The sequence below is a fragment of the Streptomyces abyssalis genome, assembly GCF_001751365.1.
Classification (GTDB): domain Bacteria; phylum Actinomycetota; class Actinomycetes; order Streptomycetales; family Streptomycetaceae; genus Streptomyces; species Streptomyces abyssalis.
Genome location: NZ_LJGT01000041.1, coordinates 1078166 through 1095496 on the forward strand (window position 1 = coordinate 1078166; position 17331 = coordinate 1095496).

A 17331-nucleotide genomic window follows, 5' to 3' on the forward strand; every position below is an offset into this window, starting at 1 on the left:
CCGGAGGCCCGTACGCCGGAGGTCAGTACGCCGGCGGCGGCCCGAACGTGCCGCCCGCACCGCCCTGCGGCGGTGGCGAGGCCGGAGGCGGGGGCGTTCCGGGCGGTGCCCCCGGCGGCGGCCCCGCAGACTGCGCCGGAGGCGGCGGCCCGGCCGGCTGCGACGGAGGATAGGCGTAGGCCGGACCCGCGGGACCCGGCCCCGGCTGCGGCGGGAAGTACGGCTGCGGCACGGGCTGCCCCGGCTGCGCGCCGAAGGGCACCGCGGCGCCCGGAGCAGGTGCGGGGCCCGGCTGGGCCGGGATGCCGGGACGCAGCGTCAGCACGATCAGCGTCACCGCACCCGCGAGCGTGATCAGCACCTGCAGGCGGCCGAAGGCGCCGGCCACGGGTGCCGCGTCGCCCAGTTCGAAGAAGGTCCCGGCGTCGAGCTGGCCCCACAGGGCGATGAACGCCTCCGGCAGCAGCAGGATCGCAAGGCCCAGCGTGAAGCCGCGGGCGGAGACCCTGCGGGCCAGGGCCAGGCCGACGCCCACACCGCCCGCGATGATCAGCGTGAGCCACTCCCAGCCCAGCGAAGCGTCGAGCAGCGCCACGACGGTGCCCTCGCCGGTGAAGAGCTTGAGCCAGTAGTCGCCGCCGCCGTTGGAGAACGCCTCCAGGCTCCAGCCGACGTGGAAGACCATGAGCAGACCGAGGAAGACCGCCGTCACGACGGCGTGCGCCCCGGTCGGGCGCTGCGGCGACTCACTGGGCAGCGGCGGCTCGTACGGCTGATGCGGCTGCGGTGAGATCACCACTTGCTGGGGCTGCGGCGGCACCGGCTGCCCGTAGGCCTGTCCGTATGGCTGCGGGGGCTGCCCGTAAGGCTGTGCCGGCTGCGGGGGCTGCCCCGTCCATGTCCGGTTTCCCGCCATCAGCACGATCGCGAGCGGCACGCAGAAGATCACCGTCCACACGCAGCTCGTCCAAGCGGCGTCCACGGCCGGGTCGTTGAAGAACCCGCCCAGCGCGTAGTACGGCGAGGACTCCGAGTGCAGGCCCGCGTGCCAGATCACGGGCAGCCGGTAGGAAAGAGTCAGCGCGGTGGTGACGGCGATGAGACCGCCGGCCGCCCACGCGCCCGTGAAGGCCGCGAAGACCGCGGCGATCTGCAGGAGGCCGAGGCCGACGTCGGTGGCGGTGGTGGCGGGGATGTCCGTCAGCTCGCCGGCAGCGGAGCCGAGCCCTCCCGTCCAGACCCTCCACGTGGTGGCGAATTCCAGCTCCAGGATGTCGCGCAGCACCCAGATCCACGTGTGCAGCGCGAAGAGGAGACAGAAGATCCCCCCGGTGATCCGTGCGCCCTTGCCCAGCACCCGCACCTGTGGCATCGCCACGCCCCCCTGCCCCGCTTCTTCCCGGCCCTGTGCTCCTGTGGAATACGGCCGCGCACGCGGACGTTGGTACGGGCTGTGCCCAGGCCCGTCGTCCAGGTGGCGGTGCCTGGAACATTAACAGTCGGACGGGTACGGACCGATGCCGCCCGTGGCGTCTGCCGCGCCCGTCCGAGCGCCCACTGACCGGCGTACGCAGGCGTAGCCGCACGTACGTAGAATCGAGGAATCATGGCTCGCTCCGCCTACCTCGATCACGCCGCCACCACCCCCATGCTTCCCGAGGCGGTGCAGACGATGACCGCCCAGCTCGCCGTCACCGGCAACGCCTCCTCACTGCACGGGTCCGGCCGCCGTGCGCGGCGCACGGTGGAGGAGGCGAGAGAGGCGCTCGCGGCGTCTCTCGGCGCGAGGCCCAGCGAGGTCGTCTTCACGGCGGGCGGAACCGAGGCCGACAATCTCGCGGTCAAGGGCCTGTACTGGTCGCGCAGGGACGCCGAGCCCGCCCGCAGGCGCATCCTTGCCAGCCCCGTCGAGCATCACGCCGTCCTCGACACGGTCCACTGGCTGGCCGAGCACGAGGGCGCGGACGTGGAATGGCTGCCCGTCGACGCATACGGGCGGGTGCACGCGCAGGCGTTGCGCGAGGCGATCGCGCGCGACCCCGGAAGCGTCGCCCTGGCCACCGTGATGTGGGCCAACAACGAGATCGGCACCACGATGCCGGTGGCCGAACTCGCCGACGCCGCAGCGGAGTTCGACGTGCCGCTGCATGCGGACGCGGTGCAGGCCGTCGGCCAGGCGGAGGTGGACTTCGCCGCGTCGCGGCTGGCTGCGCTGACCCTGACCGGGCACAAGATCGGCGGCCCTTACGGCGTGGGCGCGCTGCTGCTGCGGCGTGAGCAGACGCCCGTGCCGCTGCTGCACGGCGGGGGCCAGGAGCGGGACGTGCGTTCGGGAACGCTGGACGTTCCGGCGGTCGCCGCGTTCGCGACCGCCGCCGAACTGGCCGCCGAGCGGCGCCCGGACTTCGTACGCGACGTGGGCGCCCTGCGGGACAGGCTGATCGAGCGCGTCCGCAAGGAGGTGCCCGACGCGGTGCTCAACGGCGACCCCGGGCCCGCGGGCCGGCTGCCCGGCAACGCGCACTTCTCCTTCCCGGGCTGCGAGGGCGACTCGCTGCTGCTCCTCCTCGACGCGCAGGGCATCGAGTGCTCGACGGGCTCCGCCTGTACGGCCGGGATCGCCCAGCCGAGCCATGTGCTCCTCGCAGCGGGCTCCGACCCGGATCTCGCGCGGGGCACGCTTCGCTTCTCGCTGGGACACACCTCCACGGAGGCGGACGTGGAGGCGCTCGCCGCGGCCATCGGCCCGGCAGTCGAGCGGGCACGGGGTGCGGGCCTGAGCTGATCCCGACGGCGCAGGCGGGTTCTGCGCCTGCGCGGGCTATGCGCGACGCGCTCCGGTGAGTGCCCGCCGGGTCTGCGACGCGGTCCGCTGGCAGGTTCGCCCGCTGGATCTCCGACGGGTTTGCCGAACGTTCGCCCTCCGCATGCTCCGTCGTCCTTCTGGACGCCGGGTGCGCCCGTGCCGTTGACTGATGCGCCCGCACGCGGGCCGTGAGGCGCCGGACCGGGCATCGTCCCTACCGGGCGCCCGGTTCCCACCGCGGGGTTCGGCGGAGACCGGAGGGGAAGCGCTGTGGGCGGTGGCGTCGGGGGCGGACCGGACGGCGGCGCACCGCTGCCCGCCTCCGTACGGATCGGATACGGGCTGGGCTCGCTGTGCACCGGAACCTTCGCGACCGTGCCCGGTCTGCTGCTGCTCTACTACCTCACGAACGTCATGGCCGTGCCGCCTGCCGCGGCCGGCCTCGCGCTCTTCCTTCCCAAGGCCTGGGACGTACTGATCAACCCGCTTGTCGGCGCCGTCTCCGACCGCAGCCGGCTGCGCGGCGGGCCCCGCAGGCCGTTCATGCTGGCTGGGGCGTGCACGCTGCCGCCGCTCTTCGCGCTGGTCTTCGCCGGGCCTCCGCTGCGGGGGATGGCCGCGGCGGCGTACGCGGCGGTGCTGTTCCTGCTGGCCGCGACCGCCTACGCCGTCTTCCAGGTCCCGTACGTGACCCTGCCGGCGGAGATGACGGACGACCCCGGCGAGCGGGGCAGGGTGCTCGCCTGGCGCGTGGGATTCCTGGGAGCGGCGATCCTGCTGTCGGGCGCCGCCGCACCGGCCATCGCGCACGCCGGCGGCGGCACCCCGGCGAGCTACCGCCTGATGGGACTGGCCGTGGCGGTGCTGCTGGCCTGCGGAATGTTCGCCGCCTGGTACGGCACCAGAGGCAGGGCCGGGGCCGGGGCGGGCGGGAGGGCGGCGGCCGTGGCGCCCACCACGGCTGAGCCTTCGCTGCGGGCGCAGCTCACCGTGGCCCGCACCAACGGACCCTTCCTGTACCTCGCAGGGATGTGGACGGCACAGTCGCTGGCCGTCGGCGTGATGCTCGCCGGAGTGCAGTACTTCGCGACGTACGCGCTGGGCTCGGCGAGCGCCGTGACCCCCCTGTTCGCCTGCCTCATCGGGCCGTTGGCGCTCGTGATGCCGCTGTGGAACAGGCTCGCGCGTGCGCGGGGCGTCAAGTATGCGCAGTTCTGCGCCAGTTGGCTTTTCTTTGCGGCCGTGACGGCGCTCGTCCTGACGCCGTGGGGCGGTGCGGCGACGGCGTACGCGGCGGTCGCGGCCGTCGGAGTCGCCTACGGAGGGCTGCAGTTGCTGCCGCTGCGGATGCTCGCCGACGACCTCGCCGCGGACGCCGTCCGTACGGGGAAGCAGCGCGCCGCGACCTTCACCGGGCTGTGGACCGCCGCGGAGACCCTGGCGTTCGCACTGGGTGCGGGCGCCTTCGCCGCCGTGCTGGCCGTCAGCGGCTTCCGGTCCTCCGACGCGGCGCACGCGGCGGTCCAGCCGGGATCGGCGCTGACCGGAATCACCGTGGGCATGAGTCTGCTGCCCGCGGCCCTCGCGCTCGTGAGCCTTTGGATGCTGCGCAGATACCGCGTACCGGGGGAGTCGGACGACCGGAGCGATCAGGACGCGCCGCCTGTGCGGCACGCGCTCCTGGCGCAGGAGGCTCAGGCGCTGGTTCCCGAGGGGCAGCCGCACGCCCCCGACCCCCGCCCGGACCATGACCCCGACACCCTGGAGGACGAGATCCGCCGTGACCGCTGAAACAGCTTCCCGTCTCCCCGAGGGCCGGCCGGCCGGGGAAGTCCTCGCCGAACTGCGCGCGTTGCGTGAAGCCGACGCGCCCACGCGCGGCGGACGCACCTTCGCGTACGTCTACGACGCCGGCCTGGAAGGGCTCGACGAGCTCGCGGCCGCGGCCTATTCGGCGTACGCGACCGTCAACGGCCTCGACATGACGGTCTTCCCGAGCGTCGCCCGCCTGGAGAACGACATCGTGCGCAGCGCCGCCGCCCTGCTCGGAGCGCCCGGCACGCAGGGCACCTTCACCAGCGGAGGCACCGAGAGCATCCTGCTCGCGGTCAAGACGGCGCGCGACCACGCGCGGGCGGTACGTGGCGTGCGTGAGCCGCGCATGGTGCTGCCCTCCACCGCGCACGCCGCGTTCCACAAGGCGGCGGCGTATCTCGGGGTGGAGCCGGTGGTCGTGCCCGTCGATCCCGGCACGTACCGGGCCGACGCCGCCGCCATGGAGGCGGCGACCGACGAGGGCACGGTGCTGGTGGTCGCCTCGGCGCCGTCCTACGCGCACGGCGTCGTCGACCCCGTCGAGCAGATCGCCGCCGCGGCGGCCGGACGGGACGTGCTGTGCCACGTCGACGCCTGCATCGGAGGGTGGCTGCTGCCCTATCTGCGCCGCGCGGGGCGCGAAGTACCGCCGTTCGAGATGACGTTGCCCGGCGTCACCTCGGTCTCGGTCGACCTGCACAAGTACGGATACGCGGACAAGGGCGCGTCCGTGGTGCTCTACCGCGACGGCGAGCTGCGCCGGCACCAGTACTTCGCGCACGCCGCATGGCCCGGCTATCCCGTCGTCAACCCGACCGTGCAGGGCACCAAACCGGCGGGGCTGCTCGCCCAGGCATGGGCGGTGCTGCGGCACGTCGGCGAGGACGGGTACACGGAACTCGCGCGGCAGGTGGCCGCCGCCTCGGACCGGCTGCTGGCCGGACTCGGAACGCTGGGGGGCGTACGGGTACTGGGGCGTCCCGAGAGCGGGCTGGTCGCCTTCACCGTGGACGCAGAAGGCGGCCCGCACACCGGAACCGCCGTCTCCGAGGGCGACTTGAGCCTTGTGCTGCACCTCGCCGACGAGATGCGGATCCGCGGCTGGTATCTGCAGCCGCAGCTCGGTTTCGAAGGGATGCCGCCCAACCTGCATCTGACTCTCACCCCGGCCACCGTCGCCCATGTCGACGCGCTGCTCGCGGACTTGGGCGAGGCGCTGACCGCCGCCCGCGCGCTCACTCCCGTACGGGCCGATCCCGGACTCGTCCGGCTCGCCGCCGGTCTCGACCCGGAGACCCTGGGGCCCGACGAGGCAGCCGCCGTGCTGGCCCACGCCGGAACCGGCGGTGAGGAGGGGCGGATGGCACGCGTGCTCGTCATGCTGGACGCCCTTCCCGGGCCGCTCAAGGAGCGGCTGCTGACGGAGTACGTCGGATCGGTCTTCCGGATCTGACGCCGTGGGCGAACGCCGCGTCGCCCGATGTCCGATGCCCGTGTCCGGACGCCGCGTCCGACGCCGTCCGTCGCCTGCTGCAACCGGCGAAGCCCCTGACTCGTCCGGTCAGTTGACCACACGGGGGCGTGTCGAACACGGAAGTCCAGAGGGGAAGCATGAAGCCGGTGCATGTGAAGGGTGCGGCCACGCTCGCGGTGGCCGCACTCCTGGGAGTCGGGTACCAGACCGCCTTCGGCGGCGAGCCCGCGCCGCGGCAGAAGCCGTCGGCATCAGCCGCCGAGTCCATGAAGGTCTCGTACTACAGCAAGTCGCTCAGCGCCCAGTTGACCGACGTCGCCGCCGTGTCGGCCGACGAGGGCTGGGCCGTCGGCACGTCGCAGAAGGACGACGGCAGCGGGGACCCGGAGCAGGTGCTGCTGCACCGCGACGGGGAGAAGTGGAAGCAGAGCCCGCTGCCGGAGGGCGCCGCGCAGGCCTCCCTGGACCAGGTCGAGGCGTCCGGCCCGGACAACGTCTGGCTCTTCGGCCGGCAGAAGGGCGGTGAGGGGAAGCCGCTCGCCTTCCGCTGGGACGGGAAGAAGTGGGCCTCGGTTGAAGCCCCGGCGTCCGAGGGCACCTCGGGCGGCCGGAGCGTCGCCGTGCTCGGCCCGGACGACGTCTGGGCGCTCGGTCTCGACAACACGGCGCACCGCTGGGACGGGAAGAAGTGGACGGAGACGGAGCTGCCCGCGAACGCGCGGGCGGTGGCGGGCACCGGGCCCGGCGACGTCTGGGCCGTCGGCTTCCGTGACACCTCCGGGGACGGCGGCGGGCCGATGAGCCAGCCCGCGGCGATGCACTGGGACGGCAAGGAGTGGAAGACGACGAAGACGCCCGAATACCACTTCCCCGACCCGGCACCGCCGGAGGAGTCGGCCGGGCTCGAATCGGTCGTCGCCGTCTCGGAGGACGAGGTCTGGGCCGTCGGCAACCACACCTTCAACCACGGTGAGGGCGGTCCCGAACCGGAGGAGGAGAACATCCTGCTGCGCTGGAACGGCAGCGAGTGGAAGAAGGGGCCGGCGAAGGCCGCCGAGAAGGCGTCGACGGAGACCGCGTCGGACGGCGCCGGCGGGCTGGTGCTGGACCGCTACTGGCACATGAACGCGGACGGCGATGTCCACGGGATCGCCAGGCACAAGCCGGTGCCCGGCAGGTCGGGGAAGGTCGAAGAGGTCGACAAGAAACAGCGGTTCTGGCCCGAGGAGACCGTCCACGTGCCGGGCACGCGGGAGGTGTGGAGCGCCGGGGTGATCGAACTCGGTGCGTACGGCGATGCCAACTTCCGCCGTGGCGCCGTACTGAGCTACGACGCGGGCTAGGTGTGCTGTTCGGTCTAGCCGGGACCGGCGGGCCACGGGCAGGGGGCGGCGGAACGCGGTGAATTCGGGGCCGCCGCCCCTGCTGCCGTACCGCGCGGACCGACTGGATTTGTGCCCGGCGTCACTACTGGCGACCGGACCCCTACCCAGGGGTAGTAACGCGCATTAACGTTCGTCGCACGCTGGCGCATCTCACCCCACCTCAGGAGATCCGGTGTCCGACTCCCGTGCTACGTCCGGCAGATGGCGCGTCCCGACTACGAGCTCAGCGAAAGAACCGCGAACAGCGAAACGTCCGACGGCGAAACTGCCCGCGGCGAAGCCGCCAGGGGCGCGACGCCGGACCACTCTCCGGCGCATCGGGAAGGCGCGCGCCGCACTGGCCGCCGTCGCCGCGGCCGCGCTCCTCGCTCCGCTCGTCGCCGGCACACCGGCACTCGCCTCCGAGCCCCAGGCGCCCGCGGCGGCAAGGGCAGCCGAGGCGGCGCCCGACCCGGACGCCGACCCGTGCCGAGGACAGTGCCGCGACATTCTCCCGGCGGGGCAGAACGGCCACGCGTCCCTCGCGGAGATACTGCTGCACAAGGCCGTCGGCATCCGCCCGAAGCACTCCGCCGACCAACTCGGCCCGTACGACAAGCTGTTGCACGAGTACTCGGGCCTGAGCGACGACAAGCTCTCCGACTACTTCAACGACGCCTCCTTCGGCGTGCCCGAGGACGAGGTGGAGAGCGTCGTCTCGCCCCGCTCCGACGTCACCATCACCCGTGACAAGGCCACGGGCACGCCGCACATCAAGGGCACGACCCGTTCCGGGACCGAGTTCGGCGCCGGATACGCCGCAGGGCAGGACCGGTTGTGGCTCATCGACGTCCTCCGGCACGTCGGGCGCGGCGAGTTGTCGTCCTTCGCGGGCGGCGCGGAGGGCAACCGCCAGCTGGAGCAGAGCCTCTGGGCCGTCGCCCCGTACACCGAGGACGACCTGAAGCGGCAGGTCGAGCGGATACGCGGCTCCGGCGAGCGGGGTGCCCAGGCCTACGAGGACATCCAGGACTACGTGGAAGGCCTCAACGCCTACGCCGCCGAGGCCACGGGCCTGCTCGACAAGCCCGGCGAGTACTTCCTCACCGGCAACGGTTCGGAGATCGAGGACTTCACCGTCACGGACGTCGTCGCCATCGCCTCCGTGATCGGTGCGATCTTCGGCAACGGAGGCGGCGGCGAAGTGGGCAACGCCCTGGCCGAGCTGGCCTTCGAGAAGCAGTACGGAAAGGCGAAGGGGGAGAAGGCGTACACGGCGTGGCGCGCCCAGAACGACACCGAGGCCACAACGACCGTGCACGGCAAGGACTTTCCGTACGCGGAGTCGCCCAAGAACCCGCGAGGTGTGGCCACGCCCGAGAGCGGATCGGTCACGGCCTTCGACCACTCGCAGAACGAGGAGGGCACGGGCCAGGAGACGAAGGGCGCGGACGGGAAGACGGGCGGCAAGACGAGCGGCAAGACGAAGGGCGCGGGCAAGGGAGTTCTGCCCGGGGACCTCATCACCGCCGGGAAGGGCATGTCCAACGCCCTGATGGTCTCCGGGAAGCACACCGCGTCCGGCAACCCGGTCGCCGTGTACGGGCCGCAGACCGGCTACTACTCGCCGCAGATCATGATGGTGCAGGAGCTGGACGGGCCCGGGCTGCGCTCACGCGGCGCCTCGTTCCCGGGGCTCAGCTTCTACGTGGAGCTCGGCCGGGGCCTGGACTACTCCTGGAGCGCCACCTCCGCGAGCCAGGACATCACGGACACCTTCGCCGTCGAACTCTGCGAGGAGTCGGGCGCCGAGCCCACGACCGGCTCCAAGAGCTACATGCTGCGCGGGAAGTGCACGCCCTTCGAGAGGCTCGCCAAGCACAACGAGTGGGAGCCGACCCTCGCGGACGGCACCAAGGCGGGCTCGTACGACGTGGTGAGCCTGCGCTCGGCGTACGGTCTGGTCAGCCACACCGGAAAGGTGGACGGAAAGCCCGTCGCCTTCACCGCGCTGCGCTCGACCTATCACCACGACGCCGATTCGGTGATCGGCTTCCAGAAGTTCAACGACCCCTCGGCGATCACCTCCGCGCGCAGCTTCCAGCGGGCCGCGCAGGACATCGGCTACACCTTCAACTGGTTCTACGCGGACGCCGAACAGACCGCGTACTACAACTCCGGCGACAACCCGGTACGTGCGAGGAACACCGACCCCGACCAGCCGATACGGGCGGGCAAGGCGTACGAGTGGAAGGACTGGGACCCGGAGGCCAACACCTCCGCCGTCACGCCTCCCGCGGAGCATCCGCAGTCCGTCGGCCAGGGCTACTTCGTCAACTGGAACAACAAGCAGGCCGAGCGCTTCTCCGCCGGCTGGGGCAACGGCTCGGTCCACAGAGGCGATCTGCTGGACACCCGGGTCGCCGCGCTGGTGAAGAAGGGCTCCGTGACGCGTGCGAAGCTCGTCCAGGCCATGGAGGAGGCCGCAGCCGCCGATCTGCGGGCGGAGAAGGTGCTGCCCGAACTCCTCGACGTCATAGGCACATCAGAGGTGACCGACCCCTCACTCGCCGCGAAGGTCGAGGAGTTGCGCGCCTGGGTGAAGTCGGGCTCCCAGCGGCGCGAGGCCGCGAAGGACGACGGGAAGTACGAACACGCCGAAGCCGCAAGGGTGCTGGACGCCTGGTGGCCGCTGCTCGTCGAGGGCCAGTTCAAGCCGGAGCTCGGTGAGGAGCTGTACAAGTCGCTCACCGCGCTCGCGCCCGTCAACGAGTCGCCGTCCGGCGGCCAGAACGGCGGCGGCGGTTCGGGCGGCGGAGTGGGGGCGAGCCAGCCGCACAAGGGCTCGGCGCTGCAGCACGGCTGGTGGTCGTTCGTCGAGAAGGACCTGCGGAACGTGCAGGGCGAGGACGTCGCCTCACCGCTCGACAGGCCGTACTGCGGCAGCGGTTCGCTCGCGAAGTGCCGGAAGATGCTGCTGACGACGCTTGCCGGGGCCGTGGCGACGCCGGCCGAGGAGACCTACCCCGGGGACGACGAGTGCGAGCCCGGGGACCAGGTGTGCGCCGACTCGATCGTGCACCGGGCCATGGGCGGGATCACCGTCCCGCGTATCGCGTGGCAGAACCGGCCCACCTACCAGCAGGTCGTGGAGTTCCCGGCGCGCCGCTAGTGCGGCTCCGCCGGCTCCCTTCCGGACTCCGTCCGGGTGAGGGTCTCGTGGGCACGCCCCCTGGCTGCGCCGGGGGACCCACCGAGGCCGCCCCCTTCCCCTGGGTCTTCGGCCCAGGGGAAGGGCGACGCTGCATTGCGGACACGCCCGAGCGACCAGCCGCGATGGCTCCGCGCGACGGCGCGTGCGACGCCGGCAGGCGATGGCGCGTGCGACGCCGGCGTGCGGACTGCCCGCCCGCGGCGGCCAGTTCGCCCTCGCCCCGGTCGGAACCGGCACCGCCGCACGAGTCTCCTCAGCCCGGTTCGTGCAGGAACGCGAAGAGCTCCGTGGCGAGTTCGGCGGGCTTGTCCTCGGGCAGGAGGTGCCCTGCTCCGGGAATGACGGACAACCGCGCCGCAGGAATGCGGGACGCCAGCTCCCGTCCCCGTTCCACAGGGACCCAGGCGTCGTCCTCGCCCCAGCACACCAGAACGGGCAGGTCGACGGTGCCGTACCTGCCCTCCATCGCGTCGGTGTACCGCTTGTCGTCGAGGCGGCACGTGAGCTGCCGGTAGAAGGCGGCCTGCCCCTCGGGGGTGAGCCACGGCTCGACCAGCGCGTCGAGAGTGCCGGGACGGAGGCCCGGACTGCTCGCCGAACCGACATAATCGCGGATCAAGGCGCGGTGTGCGGAGTGCGGGAGCCGGCCGAACACCTCCGCATGGCGGCCGACCAGTCCGGAGAAGGCGCTTCCCCAGGGAGACAGGGCGACAGCGTCGACCAGAGCCAGCCGCCGATAAGGCACACCCCGCATGAGGTGGGCTCCCAGGGCGACCGCACCGCCACTGTCGTGCGCCACCACCAGCGGTTCTGTCACGCCCCAATGGTCGAGCAACTCTGCGAAGACCCCGGTCAGTGCCTCCAGGGAGATGTCCTGGTCGCCGGTCTTCTCCGAGGCTCCGTAGCCCGGCATGTCCCATACATGGATCCGGTGGCCACGGGCCAGTGCGCGGGAGAGGTCCCGCCAGATGAAGGATGAGAACGGCGTCCCGTGCAGAAGAACCAGAGGTTCACCGTCCGGATCACCGAACCGGTCCCAGCGGACCATTCCCGAGCGGCTGGCGTAGGTCTCGGTCAGTTGCCACCTCTCCATGGCGAACTCCCTTGCCGCTGCGATCGATTACCGGTCCCGGCAGCGTGGGCCCGGTCGGCGTCTCCGAGGGCCGGATCGAGCCTCGCGGCCTGCCGGGGCACGCGCCCTGAGCGACGCACAGCCGCACAGCCGCACAGCCACCGTCACGCCTTCCCGGGACTGCCCGGATCCCCGGCCGCACCGGCGGAGCCGCCCCGCGCCTCCCGTACGTAGCGCAGGTACCGCTTCCAGTCCCAATGCCGGCCCGGGTCGGTGTGGTCGGCGCCGGGCACCTCGTTGTGGCCGACGATGTGCTCGCGGTCGACGGGGATGCCGTACTGCTTGCATATCCGGGCCGTGAGGCGCGCCGAGGAGCGGTACATGGCCTCCGTGAAGTTCTGCGGCCGGTCCACGAAGCCCTCGTGCTCGATGCCTATGCTGCGCTCGTTGTAGCTGCGGTTGCCCGCGTGATAAGCGACGTCGAGGTCGCGGACCATCTGCACGATCCGCCCGTCGCTCGCACGCACGAGGTAGTGCGCCGCCGCCGCGTGCAGCGGATCGCGGAAGACCTTCACGGCCGTACGGAAGTCGCTCTGGGTCACATGGATCACGACCCGGTCGATGACGTAGTCGGCGGGCCGGTCCGCGAACCGCAGATTCGCCTCCGAGGCCGCGATCCAGCGCACGCCCGGCTGATCGACCTCACCCTCCTTGCGCTGCTTGTCCACTCCCGGCACCCGCCACCACAGACGCGAGGTCCGGTCCCAGGTCAGAGCAGCTGTTGTCGCGAGCGCCACACCGCTGCCGCCGGTGATGAGCAGGGCACGCCGAGAGACCGATGTCATACCGGTCTCAACGCCCACACCGGTCCCGGTGGTTCCGTCCTGCGGCGCGACGGGCCGTGCCGCGCGGCGCAGGCCCGTCCTCGCTTACGGAGGGACGGCCCGTTCCGTCTACTCTGGACGGGTTATGAGTGACGCTTCCAGCAGCCCCCGGTCCGCCGCCTCCGGCACCCTCCCCGGGGGCACGCCCCCTCGCTCCGCTGGGGGGACCCCCACCCGGGCCTCCCGGCCCAGGGGGACTTCGGCCGTGGGTGCCCCCGCCCGGCCCGCCGGCGGGGACGCGCCCAGGCTGCGCGTCCTGGCCGCGATGTCGGGCGGCGTGGACTCCGCGGTCGCCGCCGCACGCGCCGCGGAGGCGGGTCACGACGTCACCGGGGTCCACCTGGCCCTCTCCGCGAACCCGCAGTCGTTCCGTACGGGCGCCCGCGGCTGCTGCACGATCGAGGACTCGCGTGACGCGCGCCGTGCCGCCGACGTCATCGGCATCCCCTTCTACGTCTGGGATCTGGCGGAGCGCTTCCGCGAGGACGTGGTCGAGGACTTCGTCGCCGAGTACGAGGCGGGCCGTACCCCCAATCCCTGCCTGCGCTGCAACGAGAAGATCAAGTTCGCCGCGCTGCTGGACAAGGCCCTCGCGCTCGGCTTCGACGCGGTGTGCACGGGCCACTACGCCACGGTCGTCAACCGTGAGGACGGCACCCGCGAGCTGCACCGCGCGAGCGACGCCGCCAAGGACCAGAGCTATGTGCTGGGGGTGCTCGACGCCCGCCAGCTCGCGCACGCCATGTTCCCCCTCGGCGACACGCTCACCAGCAAGGACGAGATCCGGGAGGAGGCGGAGCGGCGCGGTCTGGCCGTCGCCAAGAAGCCGGACAGCCACGACATCTGCTTCATCGCCGACGGCGACACACAGGGTTTCCTCGCCGGCCGCCTCGGCACGTCCGAGGGCGACATCGTCGACGAAGACGGCCGGAAGCTCGGCACCCACGAGGGTGCTCACGGCTTCACCATCGGCCAGCGCAAGGGCCTGCGGATCGGTCACCCGGCACCGGACGGCAAGCCGCGGTACGTGCTGGACATCTCGCCCGTGGACAACACCGTCACCGTCGGCCCGGCCGACTCGCTCGACGTGGCCGGGCTGACCGCGGTCAAGCCGCGCTGGTGCGGCGCGGCACCGGCGGGGCCCGGCACGTACACCGCCCAACTCCGCGCGCACGGAGGCGAGACGGAGGTCAGCGCCGAACCGGCGGCGGACGGTGCCGAGTTGAGGGTCCGGTTCACCGAACCCGTGCGCGGTGTGGCCCCGGGCCAGGCGATCGTGCTCTATGACGGCACGCGGGTGATCGGCTCCGCGACGATCGCCACGACCGAGCGGGCGCGGCCCGCCGGGGTCGGTCCCGCCTGACGCGGAGGGCGTCGGGCCCCCTGCGGCCCGGGCTGCGCGTCGCGTGCGCGCAGCCTCGGGCGCCTGCGCGGACGGACCAGGCCGGGCCGGCCGGAGTTCGGCCCGCCCTGGAGAGGGCCGCATCCCGGCGCGCGAACGCGCGCCCGGTACCACCGACTTGGCGTCGAGCGGGACGCATCGCCCTCGGGTGTGTGCCCGTAGGTGTGCGTACGGGCCGCCTCCGGGCGTCCGGAGTCGCGCCACCCGGCAGCGGCGGTGAGCGCGACGGCAGGGCCCGGCGGACGCCGTCGGCGCCGCCGGCCGCGGCAGCGGGCCTACGCCCCGTGCACCGTGCCGCTGAAGACCTTCTCCAGCTTGTCGAACTCCTCGAGACAGCGGCCCGTGCCCACCGCCACGCAGCTCAGCGGCTCCTCGGCGACCAGCACGGGCATGCCCGTCTCCTTCGCGAGCCGGTCGTCCAGGCCGTGCAGCAGCGCTCCGCCGCCGGTCAGCACGATGCCGCGCTCCATGATGTCGCCGTAGAGCTCCGGGGGGCAGGCGTCGAACGCGGTGCGCACGGCGTGCACGATCGCCGCCACGGGCTTCTCCGTCGCCTCGTGGATCGCTTCCTCGCTCAACTCCACCGTCTTGGGCATGCCGGTCTCCTTGTCCCGGCCCCGCACCGGGGTCGGAACGCCGCTGCCCAGCGACATCTTGACGTCCTCCGCGGTGCGTTCGCCCACCGCCATGGCGAAGTTGTGCTCGATGTACGACGCGATCGCCGCGTCAAGGGCGTCGCCTGCGACGCGCGCGGAGTGCGTGACGACGGTGCCACCGAGGGAGATGATCGCGACCTCCGTGCTGCCGCCGCCGATGTCGACGACCATCGAACCGCGCGCCTCGTGCACGGGCAGCCCCGCCCCGATCGCGGCCGCCATGGGCTCCTCGATCAGATGCACCGAACGTGCTCCGGCCCTCGCGGCGGTCTGCAGCACAGCGCGGCGTTCGACGCCCGTCACCCCGCTCGGCACGCATACGACGACCCTGGGGCCCCGCCCGCGGCCGACTCTCGCCGCGCGGATGAAATGCCGCAGCATTCCCTCGGTGGCCTCGAAATCGGTGATGACGCCGCCCTTGAGGGGCCGCGTGGCCGTGATGGAACCCGGAGTACGGCCCACTGCCTGTTTCGCTTCGGTGCCAACGGCGAGGACTTTCCCGGTGCGCGACTCGACCGCCACGACGGACGGTTCGTTGAGGATGATGCCGCGTCCGCGCGCATACACCAGCGTGTTGGCAGTGCCGAGGTCTATGCCGATGTCACGCGTGCTGAACGAGGTGCTCTTTGCCATGTGGTCGTCTCGCCGTGTTCGGTGCAGGGTGTGCCGAAATGTCTCGCTGGCCTTGCAGCATACCCAACTGTCCTGGTTTCGGGGCAACTCGGCCTCCGGAAACCTCAGATCGCAAAGCCGCTGGTCGGAGCGCGGTTCACGGTCGAACAAGGAGCCGACTGTTCGGTTCGGTGGCATAGACCCGGGCCTGGGTGGATAGCTATGCGCTGGAGTCCGAGCGCGCGGTGCCCGTGACTGAAGCCTTGGCGTCCCGGGTTGGCCGCGCCGTAGGCCACCCTCTCAGCAATCGGAGGTACCCCATTACCGCGCGACCGACGCAGGAATTCGGAGAGAACCCCGTCGACGTCCGGGAAACCGGTCACTACACGGAAGAATATGTCCCCAGCTTCGTCGACAAGTGGGACTCTCTCATTGACTGGGAAAAGCGCTCACACAGTGAGGGCAATTTCTTCATCGACCTGCTGCGCAAGCGGGGCGTGAAGAGCGTGCTCGACGTCGCTACGGGGACCGGGTTCCACTCGGTGCGACTGCTCGAAGCCGGATTCGACGCCGTCAGCGCCGACGGCAGTGCGGACATGCTGTCGAAGGCATTCAAGAACGGAATGGAGAACGGAAGTCACATACTCCGCGTCGTCCAGGCGGACTGGCGCTGGCTCAACAGGGACGTGCACGGGGAGTACGACGCCATCGTCTGCCTCGGCAACTCCTTCACGCACCTGTTCTCGGAGCGGGACCGCCGCAAGGCGCTCGCCGAGTTCTACGCGATGCTGAAGCACGACGGGGTACTCATCCTGGACCAGCGCAACTACGACGCGATGCTGGACCGCGGATTCTCCAGCAAGCACACGTACTACTACTGCGGCGAGGACGTCGCGGTCGAACCGGAGTATCTGGACGAGGGATTGTGCCGCATGCGGTACAACTTCTCCGACAACTCCGTGTACCACCTCAACATGTTCCCGCTGCGGAAGGACTACACCCGCCGGCTCATGTCCGAGGTGGGCTTCCAGCACATAGAAACGTACGGCGACTTCCAGCACACCTACCGTGATGAACAGCCGGACTTCTTTGTGCATGTCGCGGAGAAGGAGTACCGCATGGACGAGGAAGGAGAGGGTGCATACTCCGCCGCCGTCAGCACGGCCCGTACGTACTACAACTCGGCGGACGCCGACGAGTTCTACGCCTCCGTCTGGGGCGGCGAGGACATCCACATCGGTCTCTACGAGAGCTCCGAGGAGCCCATCGCGGACGCGAGCCGCCGCACGGTGCAGCGGATGGCGGAGAAGCTCGACCTGGACGAGTCGTCGGTCGTGCTCGACCTCGGCGCCGGCTACGGCGGCTCCGCCCGGTACGTGGCCGAGACGTACGGCTGCAACGTCATCGCGCTCAACCTCAGCGAGGTCGAGAACGAGCGGAACCGCGAGCTGAACGCCCAGCGCGGGCTCACCGGCAAGATCGAGGTGCTGGACGGCTCGTTCGAGAGCATTCCCTGCTCCGAGGACAGCGTCGACGTGGTCTGGTCGCAGGACGCCTTCCTGCACAGCGGCAACCGCACGCGCGTACTGGAAGAGATCACGCGGGTGCTCAAGCCGGGCGGACAGCTCATCTTCACCGACCCGATGGCCGCCGACGGCACCTCCACGGCCGTACTGAAGCCGATCCTGGAGCGCATCCACCTCGACACGATGGGCTCGCCCGCCTTCTACCGGCGGGAGCTGGCGCGGCTCGGGTTCAGCGCGGCCAGCAGCGGCGGCTTCGAGGAGCACCGCGAGCAGCTCGTCAACCATTACGGGCGCGTGCTCAAGGAGACCGAGCGGCAGGAGGCCGAGGGGAAGGACGGGCTCGCCGGCAAGGTGAGTTCGGAATACCTCACCAACATGAAGAAGGGACTCGGACACTGGGTCAACGGCGGCAACGAACGTCAACTCACCTGGGGAATCTTCCACTTCAGGCTTTGAGAAACGATTTTGCCGTCCGGCCCCGTCCCGTGTGGGCGGGGCCGGACGGC

11 protein-coding genes are annotated in these 17331 nt (G+C 71.4%); 7 read left to right on the forward strand and 4 right to left on the reverse strand.

Annotated elements, in window-relative coordinates:
* Positions 1-22: 22 nt before the first annotated feature.
* A complete protein-coding gene (locus AN215_RS25545) occupies positions 23-1378 on the reverse strand; it encodes a hypothetical protein (RefSeq protein ID WP_070010806.1) in 1356 nt (451 codons plus the stop codon).
* A gap of 228 nt (positions 1379-1606) precedes the next feature.
* On the opposite strand from AN215_RS25545, the gene AN215_RS25550 reads away from it, so the two are divergent.
* The 5 genes from AN215_RS25550 to AN215_RS25570 all read left to right on the forward strand — a co-directional run bounded on the left by AN215_RS25550 (position 1607) and on the right by AN215_RS25570 (position 10631).
* A complete protein-coding gene (locus tag AN215_RS25550) occupies positions 1607-2785 on the forward strand; it encodes a cysteine desulfurase family protein (RefSeq protein WP_070010804.1) in 1179 nt (392 codons plus the stop codon).
* A 291-nt stretch (positions 2786-3076) separates the two neighbouring features.
* The gene (locus AN215_RS25555) at positions 3077-4597 is read left to right on the forward strand and encodes an MFS transporter (protein ID WP_079123408.1); all 1521 of its coding nucleotides are present in this window, start codon (positions 3077-3079) and stop codon (positions 4595-4597) included.
* Entirely contained in the window at positions 4587-6074 is a 1488-nt protein-coding gene (locus AN215_RS25560; RefSeq protein WP_245694712.1) for a pyridoxal phosphate-dependent decarboxylase family protein, read from the forward strand. The genes AN215_RS25555 and AN215_RS25560 overlap by 11 nt, the downstream gene beginning before the upstream one ends.
* Positions 6075-6232: 158 nt before the next feature.
* Entirely contained in the window at positions 6233-7438 is a 1206-nt protein-coding gene (locus AN215_RS25565) for a beta propeller repeat protein (protein ID WP_070010802.1), read from the forward strand.
* 307 nt (positions 7439-7745) lie between these two features.
* Positions 7746-10631 (forward strand): penicillin acylase family protein, encoded by a 2886-nt coding sequence (locus AN215_RS25570; protein ID WP_079123517.1) that lies wholly within the window; start codon positions 7746-7748, stop codon positions 10629-10631.
* A 295-nt stretch (positions 10632-10926) separates the two neighbouring features.
* On the opposite strand, the gene AN215_RS25575 is transcribed toward AN215_RS25570, so the two are convergent.
* Together AN215_RS25575 and AN215_RS25580 are read right to left on the reverse strand one after the other, a co-directional pair.
* A complete protein-coding gene (locus AN215_RS25575) occupies positions 10927-11766 on the reverse strand; it encodes an alpha/beta fold hydrolase (RefSeq protein ID WP_070010801.1) in 840 nt (279 codons plus the stop codon).
* A 143-nt stretch (positions 11767-11909) separates the two neighbouring features.
* Positions 11910-12590 carry an N-acetylmuramoyl-L-alanine amidase gene (locus AN215_RS25580; protein ID WP_070010800.1) on the reverse strand — a complete coding sequence of 227 codons (681 nt, stop codon included), beginning with the start codon at positions 12588-12590 and terminating at the stop codon, positions 11910-11912.
* A 286-nt stretch (positions 12591-12876) separates the two neighbouring features.
* On the opposite strand from AN215_RS25580, the gene mnmA reads away from it, so the two are divergent.
* Positions 12877-13992: a tRNA 2-thiouridine(34) synthase MnmA gene (gene mnmA, locus AN215_RS25585; protein WP_420856170.1), complete on the forward strand. Its 1116-nt coding sequence runs from the start codon at positions 12877-12879 to the stop codon at positions 13990-13992.
* Positions 13993-14306: 314 nt separating this feature from the next.
* On the opposite strand, the gene AN215_RS25590 is transcribed toward mnmA, so the two are convergent.
* Entirely contained in the window at positions 14307-15320 is a 1014-nt protein-coding gene (locus AN215_RS25590) for a rod shape-determining protein (RefSeq protein WP_070010799.1), read from the reverse strand.
* 230 nt (positions 15321-15550) lie between these two features.
* Here AN215_RS25590 and AN215_RS25595 point away from each other — a divergent pair, with 230 nt between their 5' ends.
* Entirely contained in the window at positions 15551-17281 is a 1731-nt protein-coding gene (locus AN215_RS25595) for a glycine/sarcosine N-methyltransferase (RefSeq protein ID WP_488803509.1), read from the forward strand.
* The last annotated feature ends 50 nt before the right edge of the window (positions 17282-17331 follow it).

Excerpts from the sequence above, each read along its gene's own strand:
- AN215_RS25550 (WP_070010804.1), top strand. The coding sequence starts at position 1,607 with ATGGCTCGCTCCGCCTACCTCGATCACGCCGCCACCACCCCCATGCTT.
- AN215_RS25565 (WP_070010802.1), top strand. The coding sequence starts at position 6,233 with ATGAAGCCGGTGCATGTGAAGGGTGCGGCCACGCTCGCGGTGGCCGCA.
- AN215_RS25575 (WP_070010801.1), bottom strand. The coding sequence starts at position 11,766 with ATGGAGAGGTGGCAACTGACCGAGACCTACGCCAGCCGCTCGGGAATG.
- AN215_RS25580 (WP_070010800.1), bottom strand. The coding sequence starts at position 12,590 with ATGACATCGGTCTCTCGGCGTGCCCTGCTCATCACCGGCGGCAGCGGT.
- AN215_RS25590 (WP_070010799.1), bottom strand. The coding sequence starts at position 15,320 with ATGGCAAAGAGCACCTCGTTCAGCACGCGTGACATCGGCATAGACCTC.